The 14,077-nt window shown below is 62.8% G+C and carries 12 protein-coding genes; 6 read left to right on the top strand and 6 right to left on the bottom strand.

The window, feature by feature from the left end; translation table 11 throughout:
• Positions 1-2: 2 nt before the first annotated feature.
• Together JK202_RS10450 and JK202_RS10455 are read right to left on the bottom strand one after the other, a co-directional pair.
• Positions 3-1,382 carry an amidohydrolase family protein gene (locus tag JK202_RS10450; RefSeq protein WP_211560878.1) on the bottom strand — a complete coding sequence of 460 codons (1,380 nt, stop codon included), beginning with the start codon at positions 1,380-1,382 and terminating at the stop codon, positions 3-5.
• Positions 1,383-1,486: 104 nt separating this feature from the next.
• Positions 1,487-3,325, bottom strand: a complete 1,839-nt coding sequence (locus JK202_RS10455; RefSeq protein WP_211560880.1) for an ABC transporter ATP-binding protein — start codon at positions 3,323-3,325, stop codon at positions 1,487-1,489.
• 186 nt (positions 3,326-3,511) lie between these two features.
• On the opposite strand from JK202_RS10455, the gene nth reads away from it, so the two are divergent.
• The gene (gene nth / locus JK202_RS10460; RefSeq protein WP_211560881.1) at positions 3,512-4,222 is read left to right on the top strand and encodes an endonuclease III; all 711 of its coding nucleotides are present in this window, start codon (positions 3,512-3,514) and stop codon (positions 4,220-4,222) included.
• Here the strand turns inward: nth and JK202_RS10465 are convergent.
• The 4 genes from JK202_RS10465 to JK202_RS10480 all read right to left on the bottom strand — a co-directional run bounded on the left by JK202_RS10465 (position 4,219) and on the right by JK202_RS10480 (position 8,394).
• Complete coding sequence (locus JK202_RS10465; protein WP_211560883.1) at positions 4,219-4,728, bottom strand: hypothetical protein; 510 nt, start codon at positions 4,726-4,728, stop codon at positions 4,219-4,221. The two genes, nth and JK202_RS10465, sit on opposite strands and share 4 nt — an antisense overlap.
• Positions 4,729-4,807: 79 nt before the next feature.
• A complete protein-coding gene (locus JK202_RS10470; RefSeq protein WP_349291854.1) occupies positions 4,808-7,009 on the bottom strand; it encodes a ComEC/Rec2 family competence protein in 2,202 nt (733 codons plus the stop codon).
• Between the two features lie 75 nt (positions 7,010-7,084).
• Positions 7,085-7,810, bottom strand: a complete 726-nt coding sequence (locus JK202_RS10475) for an NADPH-dependent F420 reductase (RefSeq protein WP_211560885.1) — start codon at positions 7,808-7,810, stop codon at positions 7,085-7,087.
• Entirely contained in the window at positions 7,807-8,394 is a 588-nt protein-coding gene (locus JK202_RS10480; RefSeq protein ID WP_211560887.1) for a cupin, read from the bottom strand. Before JK202_RS10480 ends, JK202_RS10475 begins: the two co-directional genes overlap by 4 nt.
• A gap of 176 nt (positions 8,395-8,570) precedes the next feature.
• Here JK202_RS10480 and gltX point away from each other — a divergent pair, with 176 nt between their 5' ends.
• Genes gltX through dprA form a run of 5 tightly spaced genes read left to right on the top strand, consistent with a single transcriptional unit; the run spans position 8,571 to position 14,064 of the window.
• Entirely contained in the window at positions 8,571-9,989 is a 1,419-nt protein-coding gene (gene gltX, locus JK202_RS10485) for a glutamate--tRNA ligase (RefSeq protein ID WP_211560889.1), read from the top strand.
• Positions 9,982-10,923, top strand: coding sequence for an aspartate carbamoyltransferase catalytic subunit (locus JK202_RS10490; protein ID WP_211560890.1), 942 nt, complete (start codon positions 9,982-9,984; stop codon positions 10,921-10,923). Before gltX ends, JK202_RS10490 begins: the two co-directional genes overlap by 8 nt.
• Positions 10,920-12,206, top strand: a complete 1,287-nt coding sequence (locus tag JK202_RS10495) for a dihydroorotase family protein (RefSeq protein ID WP_211560892.1) — start codon at positions 10,920-10,922, stop codon at positions 12,204-12,206. The genes JK202_RS10490 and JK202_RS10495 overlap by 4 nt, the downstream gene beginning before the upstream one ends.
• Entirely contained in the window at positions 12,203-12,835 is a 633-nt protein-coding gene (plsY, locus tag JK202_RS10500; RefSeq protein WP_211560894.1) for a glycerol-3-phosphate 1-O-acyltransferase PlsY, read from the top strand. The genes JK202_RS10495 and plsY overlap by 4 nt, the downstream gene beginning before the upstream one ends.
• A 44-nt stretch (positions 12,836-12,879) precedes the next feature.
• Positions 12,880-14,064, top strand: a complete 1,185-nt coding sequence (dprA, locus tag JK202_RS10505) for a DNA-processing protein DprA (RefSeq protein ID WP_211560895.1) — start codon at positions 12,880-12,882, stop codon at positions 14,062-14,064.
• Positions 14,065-14,077 lie beyond the last annotated feature (13 nt).

The following is a 14,077-nucleotide window of genomic DNA, read 5'->3' on the forward strand; positions in this document are numbered from 1 at the left end:
CCTCAGTTCTTCGAGCGCACGGGGCCATGGCTGACGAGCGAGCCCCGCTGCCAGACCTGATCAATCTGGTCAACGGCGGCAATGTTTTCATCCGCATTGCCATTCACGACCAGAAGATCAGCCCGCCGACCCGGCGCGATCACGCCACGGTCTGACAGGTTCATCAGGGCTGCGGCATTGCCCGTTGCCAGACTGATGGCCTGCACGGGCGACAGTCCCGCCTGGACCGTCAGGTAAAGCTCCCGATGCTCGGCAAAGCCGGGAATGCGGGTGGGCGCGGCCCCGGAATCCGTACCAAAACCAACCTTCACGCCTGCGCGATACAGGACGGCCAGATTCTTCTGATTAACGGACAGCGCGTAATGCGAGGCCTTGGTCAGAGGTTTGGCCAGCGTTTCGGCACGCCATTTCGGATCTGTAAACTGACGACGCAGGGCCGGATCCATGCCCGCCAGCACAAACGGATTGGAAAGCAGCTCGGGCTGTTCGGCATAAAGGTAATTGGCCTCGTCCAGATCCAGCGTCGCAATGTACCAGGTCCCCTGACGGAGCATCGCGGCAATCAGATCGTGATCAACAGGCTGATCTCTCACGCCATGGGCAAGGATATCGGCCTTTGACGCAACGATGGCCTTGGCAACGGCAAGGTCATGGATATGCACCGCAACGCGCGTGCCATGCTGATGGGCCTCGTCAATAACGGCCTGATAGATTGCGGGAGGCAGCATGGGATAAGTCTTGCCATCGGGGACGTCATTGCGGAAATCGTCCACCCAAAGCTTCACCAGATCCGTATGTTCCGCGATCATCTGGTCCACGTCCTTGCGCGCCTCTTCGGGCGTGGTGGGGCGAAAAACCTGATCCGGACCAACGCCTTTGACCATGGCGGCCGGGGGCACACCGTCAGGCGCGCCAATCCCCTGATCCACGCCATACAGATCCGCGCCCGGGTTGCGGCCGTCATGCTGTTCCTGACGCAGGGTGTCGAAGAGCGGGGAACGGTTCAGACCCAATGCAGTCACTGTCAGGACACCGTAATCGGCATACTGTTTCATCGCGGCCAGAATATTGGCACGGGTATAATTGTCGCGACTGGCACCCGTCCCTTTCACAAGCCCGACATGACTGTGATCGCTGATAAGGGCAGGCATAAGCGTTTTGCCCGTCAGATCCACATGCCGTGCCTGTGTCGGAGCGGGAATTCCGACAGACGTGATGATGCCGTCTTCAATCACCACCGTAGTGTCGGCCTGTGCAGAAGCACCCGTTCCATCAATCAGCCGCGCATGGTCGAAAGCCACGGGCTCCGCCATCGCACTCCCAAGTGTCAGAATAGCGGGCGTTGCGAGCAGTAGCGCGGCGAAGGCGGAACGGATGATCATAAGGCAGTCTCCTGTCTGGCTCCCGTCGGGCATCCCGTGGTCCGGCCTGAGAAATCCAGTATGGGGGAAACGCAGCCAGACATGAAAGGATGCAAAGACCCCGTTCAGCCCTCCAAAGACTGAAGCTCGAACAGGCGGCGATAGATCCCGCTGTCCCGGGCGACCAGCTCGGCATGCGTTCCGTCTTCCTTCAGTTCGCCCTGACTGAAGACGAGGATGCGATCCAGTTCCATGACGGTCGAAAGACGATGAGCCACGACAATGACGGTCCGGTTCTGCATCAGACGACGCATCGCGTCCTGCACAAGGGATTCGGACTCGGAATCGAGGCTGGACGTCGCTTCGTCAAAAATCAGGATGGGTGCATCGGCCAGAAAGGCACGGGCGATGGCAACGCGCTGACGCTCGCCACCTGAGAGCTTCACGCCCCGCTCACCGACCATTGTTTCGTATCCCTCCGGCAGGCGTTCAATGAAGGGCGCCGCGTTCGCAAAACGGGCGGCTTCCTCGATCTCGGCACGGCTGGCATCGGGGCGCGCATAGGCAATGTTTTCCGCAAGCGTCCGGTGAAACAGCACCGGCTCCTGCGGGACAATAGCGATATGCGAGCGCAGGGAGTCCTGCGTCACATGCGCGATATCCTGCCCGTCCACCACGATACGTCCGCCATTCACGTCATAGAGACGCTGAAGCAGCTTGGTCAGTGTTGTCTTACCCGATCCGCTTGGCCCGACGAGCGCCACGCGGGAGCCCGGTGCGATATCGATGCTCAGGTCATGGTAAAGCGGTTTGACCTGCCCGGGATACTGGAAGTCCACATGCTCGAAGCGGATCGCGCCCTGTGTGAAGTGCGCCTTCTGCGCGTCCGGTGCATCCTGAATGGCGGGATCGCGGCGGAAGATTGCCACGAGTTCTTCCATTTCATTGACCGAACGCTGCACCTGACTGACCTGCTGCCCCAGATCGCGCAGATAGCCCTGCACGAGGAACATCATGGTCAGCACATAGGCCACATCCCCAGGGCCAGCCTTGCCCTCCCACCACAGCCAGACAGCGAGGCCGATCAGCAGCATCCGCATAGCGAGCGACGCCAGAGCCTGAAGATTGGCGCTGTTCGTCCCGCGCACCCAGGTTTTCAGGGTCCGTTGACGCCAGCCGCGGATGATCCCGTCGAGCAGGCTGCCTTCACGGCTTTCCGCGCCGAAAGCTTTAACAACAGGGTTGCACGTCACGGCGTCAGCCATGGCCGCGCCCATTTTCGTGTCCCATTCATTGGACGCACGGGCTGTGGGCGCGACGTAACGCAGCGTCAGCATGATGGAAAGTGTGGCGAACAGCACGACCGAAACCGCCAGAACCGACCCCATCAACGGCGAGCGGAACATCAGAACCGCCGTCGTGCCGCCCAGAACCAGAACTTCTGGCGCGATCAGAAGCAGGAGTGTGTCATCGAGCGTATCAATCGCCCAGATGCCACGCGTCAGTTTACGGACGGTGGAGCCGGCAAAATTGTTCGCATGCCAGTCCGTCGAGAAACGCTGCACGCGACCGAAGGCCTGATTGGCGATGCGATGCATGATGGCGAGCGTGAGATGCGAAATCCCGATGAAGGAGGAGCGGCGGCCGAACAGCCCGACCAGCCCCAGCACGATCAGACCCGCAACCATCAGGAACGCATCATCACGCAGATGCAGCAGCTCGGCCGTCTGCTGTACGGCAGGCCCGGCGGCATGACGCGAAATATCCTCCACCAGACGGCCTGCGAGGATGGGGGTGCAGACATCGGCCAGCGTGGCGAGACCGACGCCCCCAAGGGTCTTTGACAACAGAAGAGGATGGTCACGCCAGCGGCTGGCAACAAAGGACAGGACCTCGGTAAAGGACACGTCCTGCTTGCGGCCCTCCTGTTGCTGGCGAGTCAGGGGAAGAGTGGTATCGGACACAGAACGCTCCGCCGTCTGTCTGCCCGCGGGGTTGCCCAAAAGGACGCGCGGGGCAGGCCACGGTGTGATGGCATGGTGGGTGATGGCATGGAATTTTCAGAACTTTGCCGTATCTTGCTGTGTGTCCGGACTGGACGCAACAGCCCGCAACACATCCCGGCAACACGCCCCACTGGAGTGCCCGTCATGACCAATGCCCCCGCAACCGCCATGCGGGCCTTGAGCAAGGCGGCCGCGAAAGCCTTCATCACGGCACTCGCCGAAGCCAACCCCGATGCAGAAAGTGAACTGGTTTTCCGCAATCCGTTCGAACTGCTGGTGAGCGTCGTGCTTTCGGCACAAGCGACAGACAAATCGGTCAACAAGGCGACAAAGGGCCTGTTTGAAGAAGCTCCCGATCCGGCGTCCATGGCGGCTCTGGGCGAGGACGGAATCGCGCGACATATCCGCACCATCGGCCTGTGGCGGGCGAAGGCGCATAATGTGGAGCTGCTCTGCGAGCAGTTGCTGGAACGCCACTCCGGGCAGGTGCCGTCTGACCGCGCTTCGCTTGAAGCTCTGGCCGGGGTGGGGCGCAAGACGGCGAATGTCGTGATGAATGTCGCGTTCGGCGCGGATACGATGGCGGTCGATACGCATATTTTCCGCATCGGCAACCGGACTGGCCTGGCACCTGGCAAGACAGTGCGGCAGGTCGAAGACGGGCTGGTGGCGCGGATCCCGAAGGACATGCTGCGCCCGGCGCATCACTGGCTGATCCTGCACGGGCGTTATATCTGCAAAGCGCGCGCACCGGAATGCTGGCGCTGCCCGGCCACGACATGGTGCCTGTATCCGGACAAGCGGGTGATGGCACCGCCTGCCCGAAAAACTGCTGCATCCCAGAAAACCGCCTAAAAAATCTGGGCGGCTGTCCGACGTGAGGCCTGATAGGATACGGAATACACCACGACGCTGTTGACGACGCGCATATGGGTGGTCACCGAAAAGCCGTTCGCATTCCAGGTAATGGTTTCCAGCATGGGTGACCGGATATCGAACAGCGGCTGACCGTATTTCTGGCGGATGGCGCGGCCCCATTCCTCAGCACAGATCCGGACATCGCCGGAATCCGTATCCGTCAGGGCATGAACCTCGACGGAGGCCAGACGGCCACCCAGAAAATTCACATCCACCGTCGAGAGGCATGAGCCGATGAACGGCCCCTGCATGCCGTAGCGTGCAAAACCGGCACGCGGCACCGGAGCCGGCCGTGCCGTCAGTTGCGGATGGCTGATCTGCGCTTCCGGCACGCTCATGCCCAATGTCAGACCTTCCCAGATCACAGCGGGTGCGGCCTGGACCGGGCCTGCCGCCAGCAGCGAAAGGATGAGCAGAGCGACCCCTGCGGTTTTGTGAGCCACGATAGCGGACCTCCCTGTGCGGCGATCCTACAGGGCCATTGCTTTCCAAAACGTTGAGAACCGTCTCTTTCCGGCTGGACTATTCCGATTGGGCCAGCGGCAGGTTGGGCATTCCGTGCCACCCGACCGGGGGGACCCAGAGACGGTTTCCCCGCCAGCTCCGGTCCGAAACAACCGTGAGGCCACGTCCAGCGAACACGCTGTAGGCCCCATCGCGCCAGACCGAAAACCGGTCGAGGGACGGCACATCCGCGCAGCCTTTCCGGGCGGGAGACGCGCTGATGAACAGGCTCACGCCCTCGCATTGCTGCGCGGTCGGAAGGATGGTGCCGTCCGAAAGATCGCGCGCGCGCAGAAGGACAGTCTGTGCGCCAACACGGATCCGGCACAGACCAGACAGACATTCTGACGGCAGGGGGGCGGTGGGAAGGGCAAGAGCCTGCTGCCAGTCTTCCAGCGTACGGCGTTGCAGGCTCGAATGCGGGCCGACCAGAAGCACGCCCGGGCGACGCACGGCCATCAGCCCTGCATCCGCAGAAACGAGAATATCCGGCTTGGGCGCAAGCCAGATCGAGGCCAGCCCGACCGCGACCGGCAGCAGACCGATGAGACAGACCCGACCTTTCCACAGACACAGGAAACACAGCCCGAGCATCACAAAAAACAGTCCCCAGCCGGGCATGGCCGGAACGGGCTGATGGGCCATCGGAAAAGCGGCCACATGCTCCGCCAGCGCCTGCACGATGCGAATGCCAGCGCCCATGAGTTTCAGAAACGGCGCTTCGGCATGAACCGGCATGGCGACAAGTGCCAGAAGCCCGGCGGGCATGATCCAGACCGCCGCCAGCGGTACGGCCACCAGATTGGCCAGCACGAACCAGGGCTGAAGCGTGCCAAAATGCGCCATGCTGACCGGCAGCGTCGCCAGCCCGGCGAGAAGACTCGTCAGGGTCAGAGCCGCGCAATAGGACGCGACAACCCGATACCACTGCCCTTCCCCACGTAGACGCATAAGCGGCTCGCGCAGGGCAGCATACCCCGCAATCAGGCCCATCACGGCGGCAAAGGACATCTGGAACGACACATCGACGACCGAAACGGGCGAGACCAGCAGGATCAGGAGCGCCACGATGGACAGCGACCGCATGGACAGGACGCGCCGTCCGGTCACGATGGCCAGCGTCACGATACTCGCCATTCCCAGCGCCCGCAGACTGGGCAGATGCGCGCCCGTCAGCAGCACATAACCCGCTCCGGCCAGCAGTCCGGCGATGGCGGAAATCTGCCGGCAGGGCCAGCGCAGGGCTACATATTCGATGCAGGCCAGACTACAGCGCACGGTCACAATGACGGCCGCCATCACGAGCCCCAGATGCAACCCCGCAACGGCCAGGAGATGCGCCAGTCCGGACGCGGAAAATGCCTCCCGCGTCTGCTGGTCGATGCCGCCCGCTTCCCCCGCCAGAAGTGTGGCCGCAATCGCGGCAGTCTGGTCGGACAGCACGGAAGCCGTACGGAAAGCGACGGCTTCGCGCAGGGTTTCAATCAGGGAAGGCCGGGAAGCGGTGCCAGAAAGACTGACTGGCCCCAGCGCATAACCGCTTCCCGCCAGCCCCGAAAACCATGCCTCCCGCTGAAGATCTCGTCCGCCCGGCCATGACGGCGGGGGCGGCGGGCGCAGCATGGTGCGCAGGCTGATCGTGCTTCCCGGCTCCGGCAGAAAATCGTCATCGTCGCGCAGGCGGATGTGCAGCGTACGGCGCAAAGGCGCCATCCCGGCATCAACGGGCGTGTCAAACACCGCATCGGCCAGAGTGATGCGATGACCGTCATCTTCATCCTCATTCCGGGGCGGCAGGAGTTCCAGTGACAGGACGCGCCCCGTCAGAACCGTTGCATGGGTCGGCAGGACCGGCATGGGTGGCTGCATCCGGGCCTGTAATGCCAGATCGCCAAAACCGATCGCAGCCGCAAGCAGCGCAAATCCCGTCAGACGCGGAAAAAGCAGGTGCCAGCCCCGCCAGAGACATCCTGCCCCCGACAGGCCGAACAGGAGGGTGACAAGCAAGACAGACACAATGGAGGGTTCGAACGGCAAAGCAAGGTACAGCAGTGCCCCCATCCCGACAGCGACGGGAAGCCAGCAGATCATCTGCCGTCCCTGATCCAGAATAGCCAGGGTCACGACAGATGGCAGCTTCGGCGCAGGGTCGAGGCGTTCCGCACATTCCAGAAGTTCGTGCAGATCAAGGTCCGGTATGGAAAGGGTCTCTGTCTTCACAGGCAGGACCGTAACGGATTTTTCCGCAGGGCGCGCCTCCCTGTCCGGGTCGGGCGAATCCTGCGGAGAGGTCCGTTACTGCGGAAGGTGCAACGCCTGCTTCAGGCCGGGGGCATCCTGTTCCAGTTCAAAACCGGTACTGCCCGGCTGGAACAGCTTCGCGGTCGCGAGATTTCCGGTCACGACAGGATCGAATCCAGCCGCCTTCACCAGCGTCGTGACCTGCGACACGGCCTGCGCATCATCCCCAGCAACCGGCACCGCCAGAAGCGGCGACGAACGGTGCGCTTCGGAGCGCAGCGTGGTCATGTCGATGGAGTTGAACGCCCGGACCACATGCGCGGAAGGGAAATAACGCTGGGTTGTCACCCCTGCCCCATCCCGCTGCGCCGTATCCGCAATCGCACCATCCCGCCAGGAATAAGGGTTGGACGGATCAAGCACGACCTTGTCCAGCAGCGTCCGGCTGAGCTGCGGGCCAAGTTGCGGTATGGCGCCATACGGCACGGCAAGGACAACGACATCTCCGTAAGCTGCCGCCTGCGCCGGCGTTCCAGCCGTGGCGAGCGGACCCAGCGACGTAGCAAGAGACTGCGCCTCGCTCAGGGAGCGCGACGACACCATGACGTGATAGCCTGCATGGACCCACAGCTCGGCCAGCGTCGTGCCGACATGGCCCGTGCCGATAATGCCGATCCGCATTTTCTGGCTCGTGGCCTCGACCGCGCTGGCACTGCTGACGGTCGCCAGACCGGCGAGCGCTGCAAGAAAAGGGCGTCGTCTGAGCGGAAAACCAGTCATGAAGGGTGCCACTCCCGTGCGAGAGTGCCGGCTGCGCCCTGAACCGGATCGGTTTTCGGGAAGGGCAAACCGTGGATGCGGGCAAGCTGTTCGGCAGTGGGCGCGGAACGGAGAATGTCAAAGGACTGATTGGGGGGGTAGGCGCCGATAACGGTGAAATCCTCGTCCGAACCAAGGTCGCAGTGTCCCGTCCCGGCCGGAAGCACAGCGATGTCGCCACCGCGCACCTCAACCGTCCGGGCCTTTGGTCCGCCCAGCATCAGGCGCGCGGAACCGTTGGAAAATCCCAGAACTTCGTGACCGAGGCTGTGATAGTGATGAAACGGATAGACACCGTTACGCCACTGCGGCGGCCAGCCGTTCCGGGCGAACAGGTCTTCATACACTCCCTCACGATCCGGCCCGGCTTCGAGCGCGTTGCGATACACGATGACGGGCAGGTCCGGATTGTTCGGAACCCAGTCATTGGCGTGCAGCGTAAAGACGTCCACGCGGGACGTCGTGGCGCTGGCGTGACGGACCCTTCCCTCTCCGAAGGTCAGACCCAGCCCTGCCAGCAGGGCATTGAAATCGCGTCTGTTCATTGGAAAGGCACCATCCGGACTATTGAACGTCACAATAAGCCGGTTCGACAGAGGGCTGGAAATCACACGCGCTTGAAGAGCCTTAGCTTTTTGTAAGGCGCGGGCTGTGAAGGCGTCACGAAACGCGCAGGCGCGGGCGGATGGAAGCGCGCGTCAGAGCGTGATATGACGGCGGCATGACCATCCGTACGCGATTTGCCCCCTCCCCGACGGGTCTGCTGCATGTCGGCAATGCCCGCGCCGCCCTGTTCAATTTCCTCTTCGCCCGCCATCACGGCGGCGAATTCCTTCTGAGGATCGAGGACACCGACAAGGAACGTTCCACCCAGCGGGCTGTGGACGTGATCTTCGACGGTCTGGCCTGGATGGGAATCGAAGCGGACGGCGAACCGGTTTTCCAGTCCGCCCGGCAGGATCGCCACACGGAAGTGGCCCTTGAGCTTCTGGAAAAGGGACAGGCCTACAAGTGCTTCTGCACGCCTGAAGAGCTGACCGCCATGCGCGAGAAGGCCATGGCCGAGAAGCGCCCGCCCCGTTACGATGGCACATGGCGCGACCGCGATCCGTCCGAAGCGCCCGCCGGTGCGCCGTATGTCGTGCGTCTGAAAGCGCCGCGCGACGGCGAGACCGTCATCAGGGATCTGGTGCAGGGCGAAGTCCGGGTCGCGAATTCCGAAATGGACGACCTGATCCTGCTGCGTTCGGACGGCACGCCGACCTATCTGCATGCCGTGGTTGTGGACGATCATGACATGGACATCACCCATGTCATGCGCGGTGACGACCATCTGACGAACACGTTCCGTCAGGCCATGATCTATCGCGCCATGGGCTGGAACCTACCGCATTTCGCCCATCTGCCGCTGATCCACGGACCGGACGGCGCCAAGCTGTCCAAGCGCCATGGCGCACAGTCGGTCGTGGATTTCCGCGAGGAAGGCTATCTGCCGGAAGCCCTGTGCAACTATCTGCTGCGTCTGGGCTGGGGTCATGGCGATGCCGAAGTCCTGTCCCGCGAAGAGCAGATCAAGCTGTTCGATCTGGATGGCGTGGGCCGCTCCCCGTCCCGCATGGATTACGTCAAGCTGGCGCATCTGAACGGGATCTGGATGCGTGTTGCCGATGATGCGCGCCTGACGGATGACGTCATGCAGCGCCTTCAGGGTCGCGACGGCGTTGTCACCGATGACCGCACCCGCGCGCGCATTCTTGCGATGATGCCGGGCCTCAAGGAACGCGCCAAGACGCTCGTGGAACTGGCGGACAACGCCGCTTTCGCAGGCTTCACGCTGCCGCTGACCTTCACGCCCAAGGCCGAAAAGCTGCTGGGCGAGGACGGGCGCACGGTTCTGCAAGGCGTAGGCAAGGATCTGGCCGCGCTTTCGGACTTCACGCCCGAAACCGTCGATACGACGCTACGCGCCTATGCTGAAAAACATGAGATCAAGCTCGGCTCCGTGGCCCAGCCGCTGCGCGCGGCCATGACGGGCTCCACGACGTCTCCGGGTATTGACCTGACGCTTGCGGCTCTCGGGCAGGACGAAGTTCTGGCCCGTATTGCTGCCGTTCTCGCCTCCGCATCCACCGATGGCTGAGCGGCGGTCCGTCCCCCGGCATCTGCTGGGAATCGAGGGGCTGTCGGCTAAACAGCTCGTGCCGTTCCTCGATCTGGCGGAGAGCTATGCGCTGCTGAGCCGTTCGCGCTCCGCGCCGCGCGATGCGCTGCGGGGGCGGACGGTCATCAACCTGTTCTACGAAGACAGCACCCGCACCCGCACGAGTTTCGAACTCGCGGGCAAGCGGCTGGGCGCGGACGTCATCAACATGTCCGTCGCCACGAGTTCTGTGAACAAGGGGGAGACGCTGCTGGATACGGCAGCGACGCTGAACGCTATGCGCTGTGACCTTTTGGTCATCCGCCATGCGCAGTCCGGTGCGCCGGCCCTGCTGTCGCAGAAAGTCGAGGCCAGCGTCGTCAATGCTGGCGACGGCACGCACGAACATCCGACACAGGCGCTGCTGGATGCGCTGACCATCCGCCGGCATTTCGGCCGCCTTGAAGGCCTCACGGTCGCCATCTGCGGGGATGTCGGGCACAGCCGGGTGGCACGCTCCAACATCCATCTGTTGACGGCATTCGGAAACCGGGTGCGGCTGGTCGGGCCGCCGACGCTGGTTCCGGGGGCCATGGCTGGCTTGGGAAATGTCGAGCTGTATTCCGACATGGACAAAGCGCTTGAGGGTGCGGATGTGGTCATGTCCCTGCGCCTTCAGAAAGAGCGCATGGGGGCTGGTCTGGTGCCAAGTGCGCGGGAATATTTCCATTTCTTCGGGCTGGACCGCCGCCGTCTGGCGCTGGCCAATCCCGGCGCGCTCGTCATGCATCCGGGGCCAATGAACCGTGGCGTCGAAATCGCTTCGGACGTGGCGGATTCGGATCAGAGCGTGATTTCCGAACAGGTTGAGATGGGCGTGGCTGTGCGGATGGCGGTTCTGGACCGTCTGTCCCGGGCACGGATGCCGGTATGAATGATATCGTTTTTGAAAATGTCCGACTGATCGACCCGGCTTCGGGCCGCGATGAGACCGGACGACTTATGGTGCGTCAGGGGAAGATCGTCGCCTGCGAAGACGGATCGGTTCCCGAAGGCGCGCGGGTCATTGATGGCGCGGGCGCTGTGCTGTGCCCCGGTCTGGTGGACATGCGCGTCGCACTCGGGGAGCCGGGGTCGGAATATCGCGAGAGCGTCTCTTCCGGTGCGCGGGCAGCCGTCGCAGGTGGCATCACGACCATGGCAGTCCTGCCCAACACTTCGCCACCGATCGACAATCCGGCGCTCGTGCATCTGCTGCGGGTCCGGGGCGAGGAGACGGGCATGGTCTCGATCCATCCCTATGGCGCGCTGACGCGCGGCTGCGAGGGCGGGGAAATGGCCGAACTCGGCCTGCTGCGCAACGCGGGAGCCGTGGCGTTCACGGATGGAACGCGCACGATTTCGGACGCCAAGCAGATGCGCAATCTGCTGTCCTATTCGCGCTTTCTGGACGCCATCGTGGTGCAGCATCCGGAAGAGCCGTCGCTGGCCAAAGGCGCCTGCGCCACGGCAGGAGCACGGGCGGTGCGGATGGGGCTGCCTCAGGTTCCGGCCGAAGCCGAAGCCATCATGATCGCCCGCGATTTGCGTCTGGCTGACATGACAGGCGCGCGACTGCATTTCGCGCATGTCTCGACAGCGGAAGGGCTGGATCTGATCCGCAAAGCCAAAAACCGCGGCATCCGGGTGACCTGCGATACGGCCCCCCCTTATTTCGCCATGACCGAAGACGATATCGGCGATTTTCGTACTTATGCGAAACTCTCACCGCCCCTGCGCAACGACACGGACCGGCAGGCGGTGTGTGCAGCGCTGGCAGATGGGACGGTTGACGCCGTGGCCTCAGATCATGCGCCGGCAGATGCGGATGACAAACGCCTGCCGTTTGCTCAGGCTCGGGCTGGGGGCACCGGGCTGGTCACGCTGCTGGGCGTGACACTTGGCGCCGGACTGCCGCTGCTGGATGCGCTGCGGCTGGTGACGTCCGCTCCGGCAGCCCTGCTCGGCCTGGAAGCCGGAACGCTGGCAACCGGAAGTGACGCCGATCTGTGCCTGTTTGATCCGGACGGGTCGTGGACGGTGGTGGCCGGAGAACTTCCGGGGCGGGCACAGAACACGCCGTTTGATGGCCGCAACCTGAAAGGCCGTGTCCTGCGAACCTTCAAACGCGGCGTTGAGGTCTTTACGGCTGACGGGCTTTCTGAGGCACAGGCATGAGCGGCTTTCAGGCACAACTGATCCTCCTGTCCCTCATCTCCTACGTCATCGGAAGCATCCCGTTCGGGCTGCTGCTGACGGCGCTCGCAGGGGGCGGGGACATCCGCAAGATCGGATCGGGCAATATCGGCGCAACCAACGTCCTGCGTACGGGACGACGCGGTCTGGCGGCGGCCACGCTGCTGCTGGATGCGCTCAAAGGAGCTGCGGCGGTCCTGATCGCACGGTTTTTCTTCCCCGGAGCCAGCGACACCACCATGGCGGTGGCCGCCGTGGCCGTAGTTGTTGGACACTGCTTTCCGGTCTGGCTCGGCTTCCGTGGCGGCAAGGGCGTTGCGACAGGACTGGGGACGATCTGGGTCCTGTCTTGGCCAGTGGGGCTTGCCTGCTGTGTGATCTGGCTGCTGGTCGCACGTCTCAGCCGGATTTCTTCAGCTGGAGCATTGGCCGCATTCCTGCTGGCACCTGTGCTGATGGTGCTCCTGTCTGGCCGCACACTGCATTCTCCGATCCCGGTAGCGACGCTTCTCGTCTCCGTGCTGATCTGGGCGCGACATTCCAGCAATATTGCGCGCCTGCTGACGGGTCGGGAACCGCGGGTTAACGTAGATCAAGCGTCAGGACGCTAAATTTTAAGCGTTCGTTAATTAGTCTGTCTTAAGGAAAAGATCTTATGACAGCTCCTCTGGACGTTCCTCCCGTCATGTTCGCCACAGACCGAATCGATGCCTTACGTCTTGCGCAGACGACAGGCATCGGTCCGATCAATTTCGCGCGACTGATGACGCAGTATGGAAGTGCCGGTGCTGCCCTGGCCGCCCTGCCCGGAAGAATGCGCAAGGCCGGACGTCGGGACGACCCTGTTATTCCCTCCGTTTCACGCATGACCGATGAGCTGGAACGCCTTGAAAAACTGGGCGGAAAGATGCTGCTGCGGGGTGATGCGGACTATCCGCTGCTTCTGTCCTGCATCCCCGATGCCCCGCCGGTTCTGTTCACACTTGGGGACATCCGTAAGCTTTCGATGCGGTCTGTGGGGATTGTGGGCGCTCGAAACGCCTCGGCGGCGGGAATCCGGATTGCTGAGAGCCTTTCAGCCGAAATCGCGCATTCAGGACTCTGCGTTATTTCCGGGCTGGCGCGCGGCATCGACTCGGCGGCGCATGCTGCGGCTCTTCATCCAGGATTAACGGTCGCCGCCATCGCAGGTGGTCTGGATCACGTCTATCCGCCGGAGAATGCCTCCCTTCAGCAGCAGATCGCCGAGCAGGGCTGTCTGGTGACGGAAGCCCTGCTGGGAACAGCCCCGCAGGCCCGCCATTTTCCGCGGCGGAACCGCCTGATTGCCGGGATCTCCCTGGGATGCCTGATCATTGAGGCGACAGCAGGATCGGGCACGCTGATCACGGCCGAGTTGGCCCAGTCCTATAACCGCGAACTTCTGGTCGTACCCGGTTCGCCGCTAGATCCACGGTCACGGGGCGGAAACCAGTTACTAAAAACAAGCCAGGCCACCCTGGCAGAAAATATTGACGATATTCTTCAGGTTCTGCCGCTTGAGCTTCCTCGACGAGAACCAGCACCCTGGCAGCGTTTATCGGGCCACAACCCGCCTTTGACAGGCTTTTCCGAACCTTCGGTCGTATGGGGTGACACTTCAGATACGGGCTGGATTGATCCGGATCTGGTCCAGAACAAGGTATGCTCTCTTCTGTCTGTGACGCCTGTAGCAGTTGACGATGTGGTGCGCCGCTGCCAGTTCTCCGTGTCGGCAGTGCTTGCGACGCTGGCTGAGCTTGAGCTTGGCGGGGTCGTGGAGTTTGTGCCCGGCGGACGCGTGGCGTTGCTGCCGAACTGAAGTGACGCGGAAT

Source organism: Gluconobacter sp. Dm-62, assembly GCF_018256155.1.
Taxonomy (GTDB): domain Bacteria; phylum Pseudomonadota; class Alphaproteobacteria; order Acetobacterales; family Acetobacteraceae; genus Gluconobacter.

Excerpts from the sequence above, each read along its gene's own strand:
- plsY (WP_211560894.1), top strand. The coding sequence starts at position 12,203 with ATGAGCGGCTTTCAGGCACAACTGATCCTCCTGTCCCTCATCTCCTAC.
- dprA (WP_211560895.1), top strand. The coding sequence starts at position 12,880 with ATGACAGCTCCTCTGGACGTTCCTCCCGTCATGTTCGCCACAGACCGA.
- JK202_RS10490 (WP_211560890.1), top strand. The coding sequence starts at position 9,982 with ATGGCTGAGCGGCGGTCCGTCCCCCGGCATCTGCTGGGAATCGAGGGG.
- JK202_RS10495 (WP_211560892.1), top strand. The coding sequence starts at position 10,920 with ATGAATGATATCGTTTTTGAAAATGTCCGACTGATCGACCCGGCTTCG.
- nth (WP_211560881.1), top strand. The coding sequence starts at position 3,512 with ATGACCAATGCCCCCGCAACCGCCATGCGGGCCTTGAGCAAGGCGGCC.
- JK202_RS10480 (WP_211560887.1), bottom strand. The coding sequence starts at position 8,394 with ATGAACAGACGCGATTTCAATGCCCTGCTGGCAGGGCTGGGTCTGACC.
- JK202_RS10475 (WP_211560885.1), bottom strand. The coding sequence starts at position 7,810 with ATGACTGGTTTTCCGCTCAGACGACGCCCTTTTCTTGCAGCGCTCGCC.
- gltX (WP_211560889.1), top strand. The coding sequence starts at position 8,571 with ATGACCATCCGTACGCGATTTGCCCCCTCCCCGACGGGTCTGCTGCAT.
- JK202_RS10450 (WP_211560878.1), bottom strand. The coding sequence starts at position 1,382 with ATGATCATCCGTTCCGCCTTCGCCGCGCTACTGCTCGCAACGCCCGCT.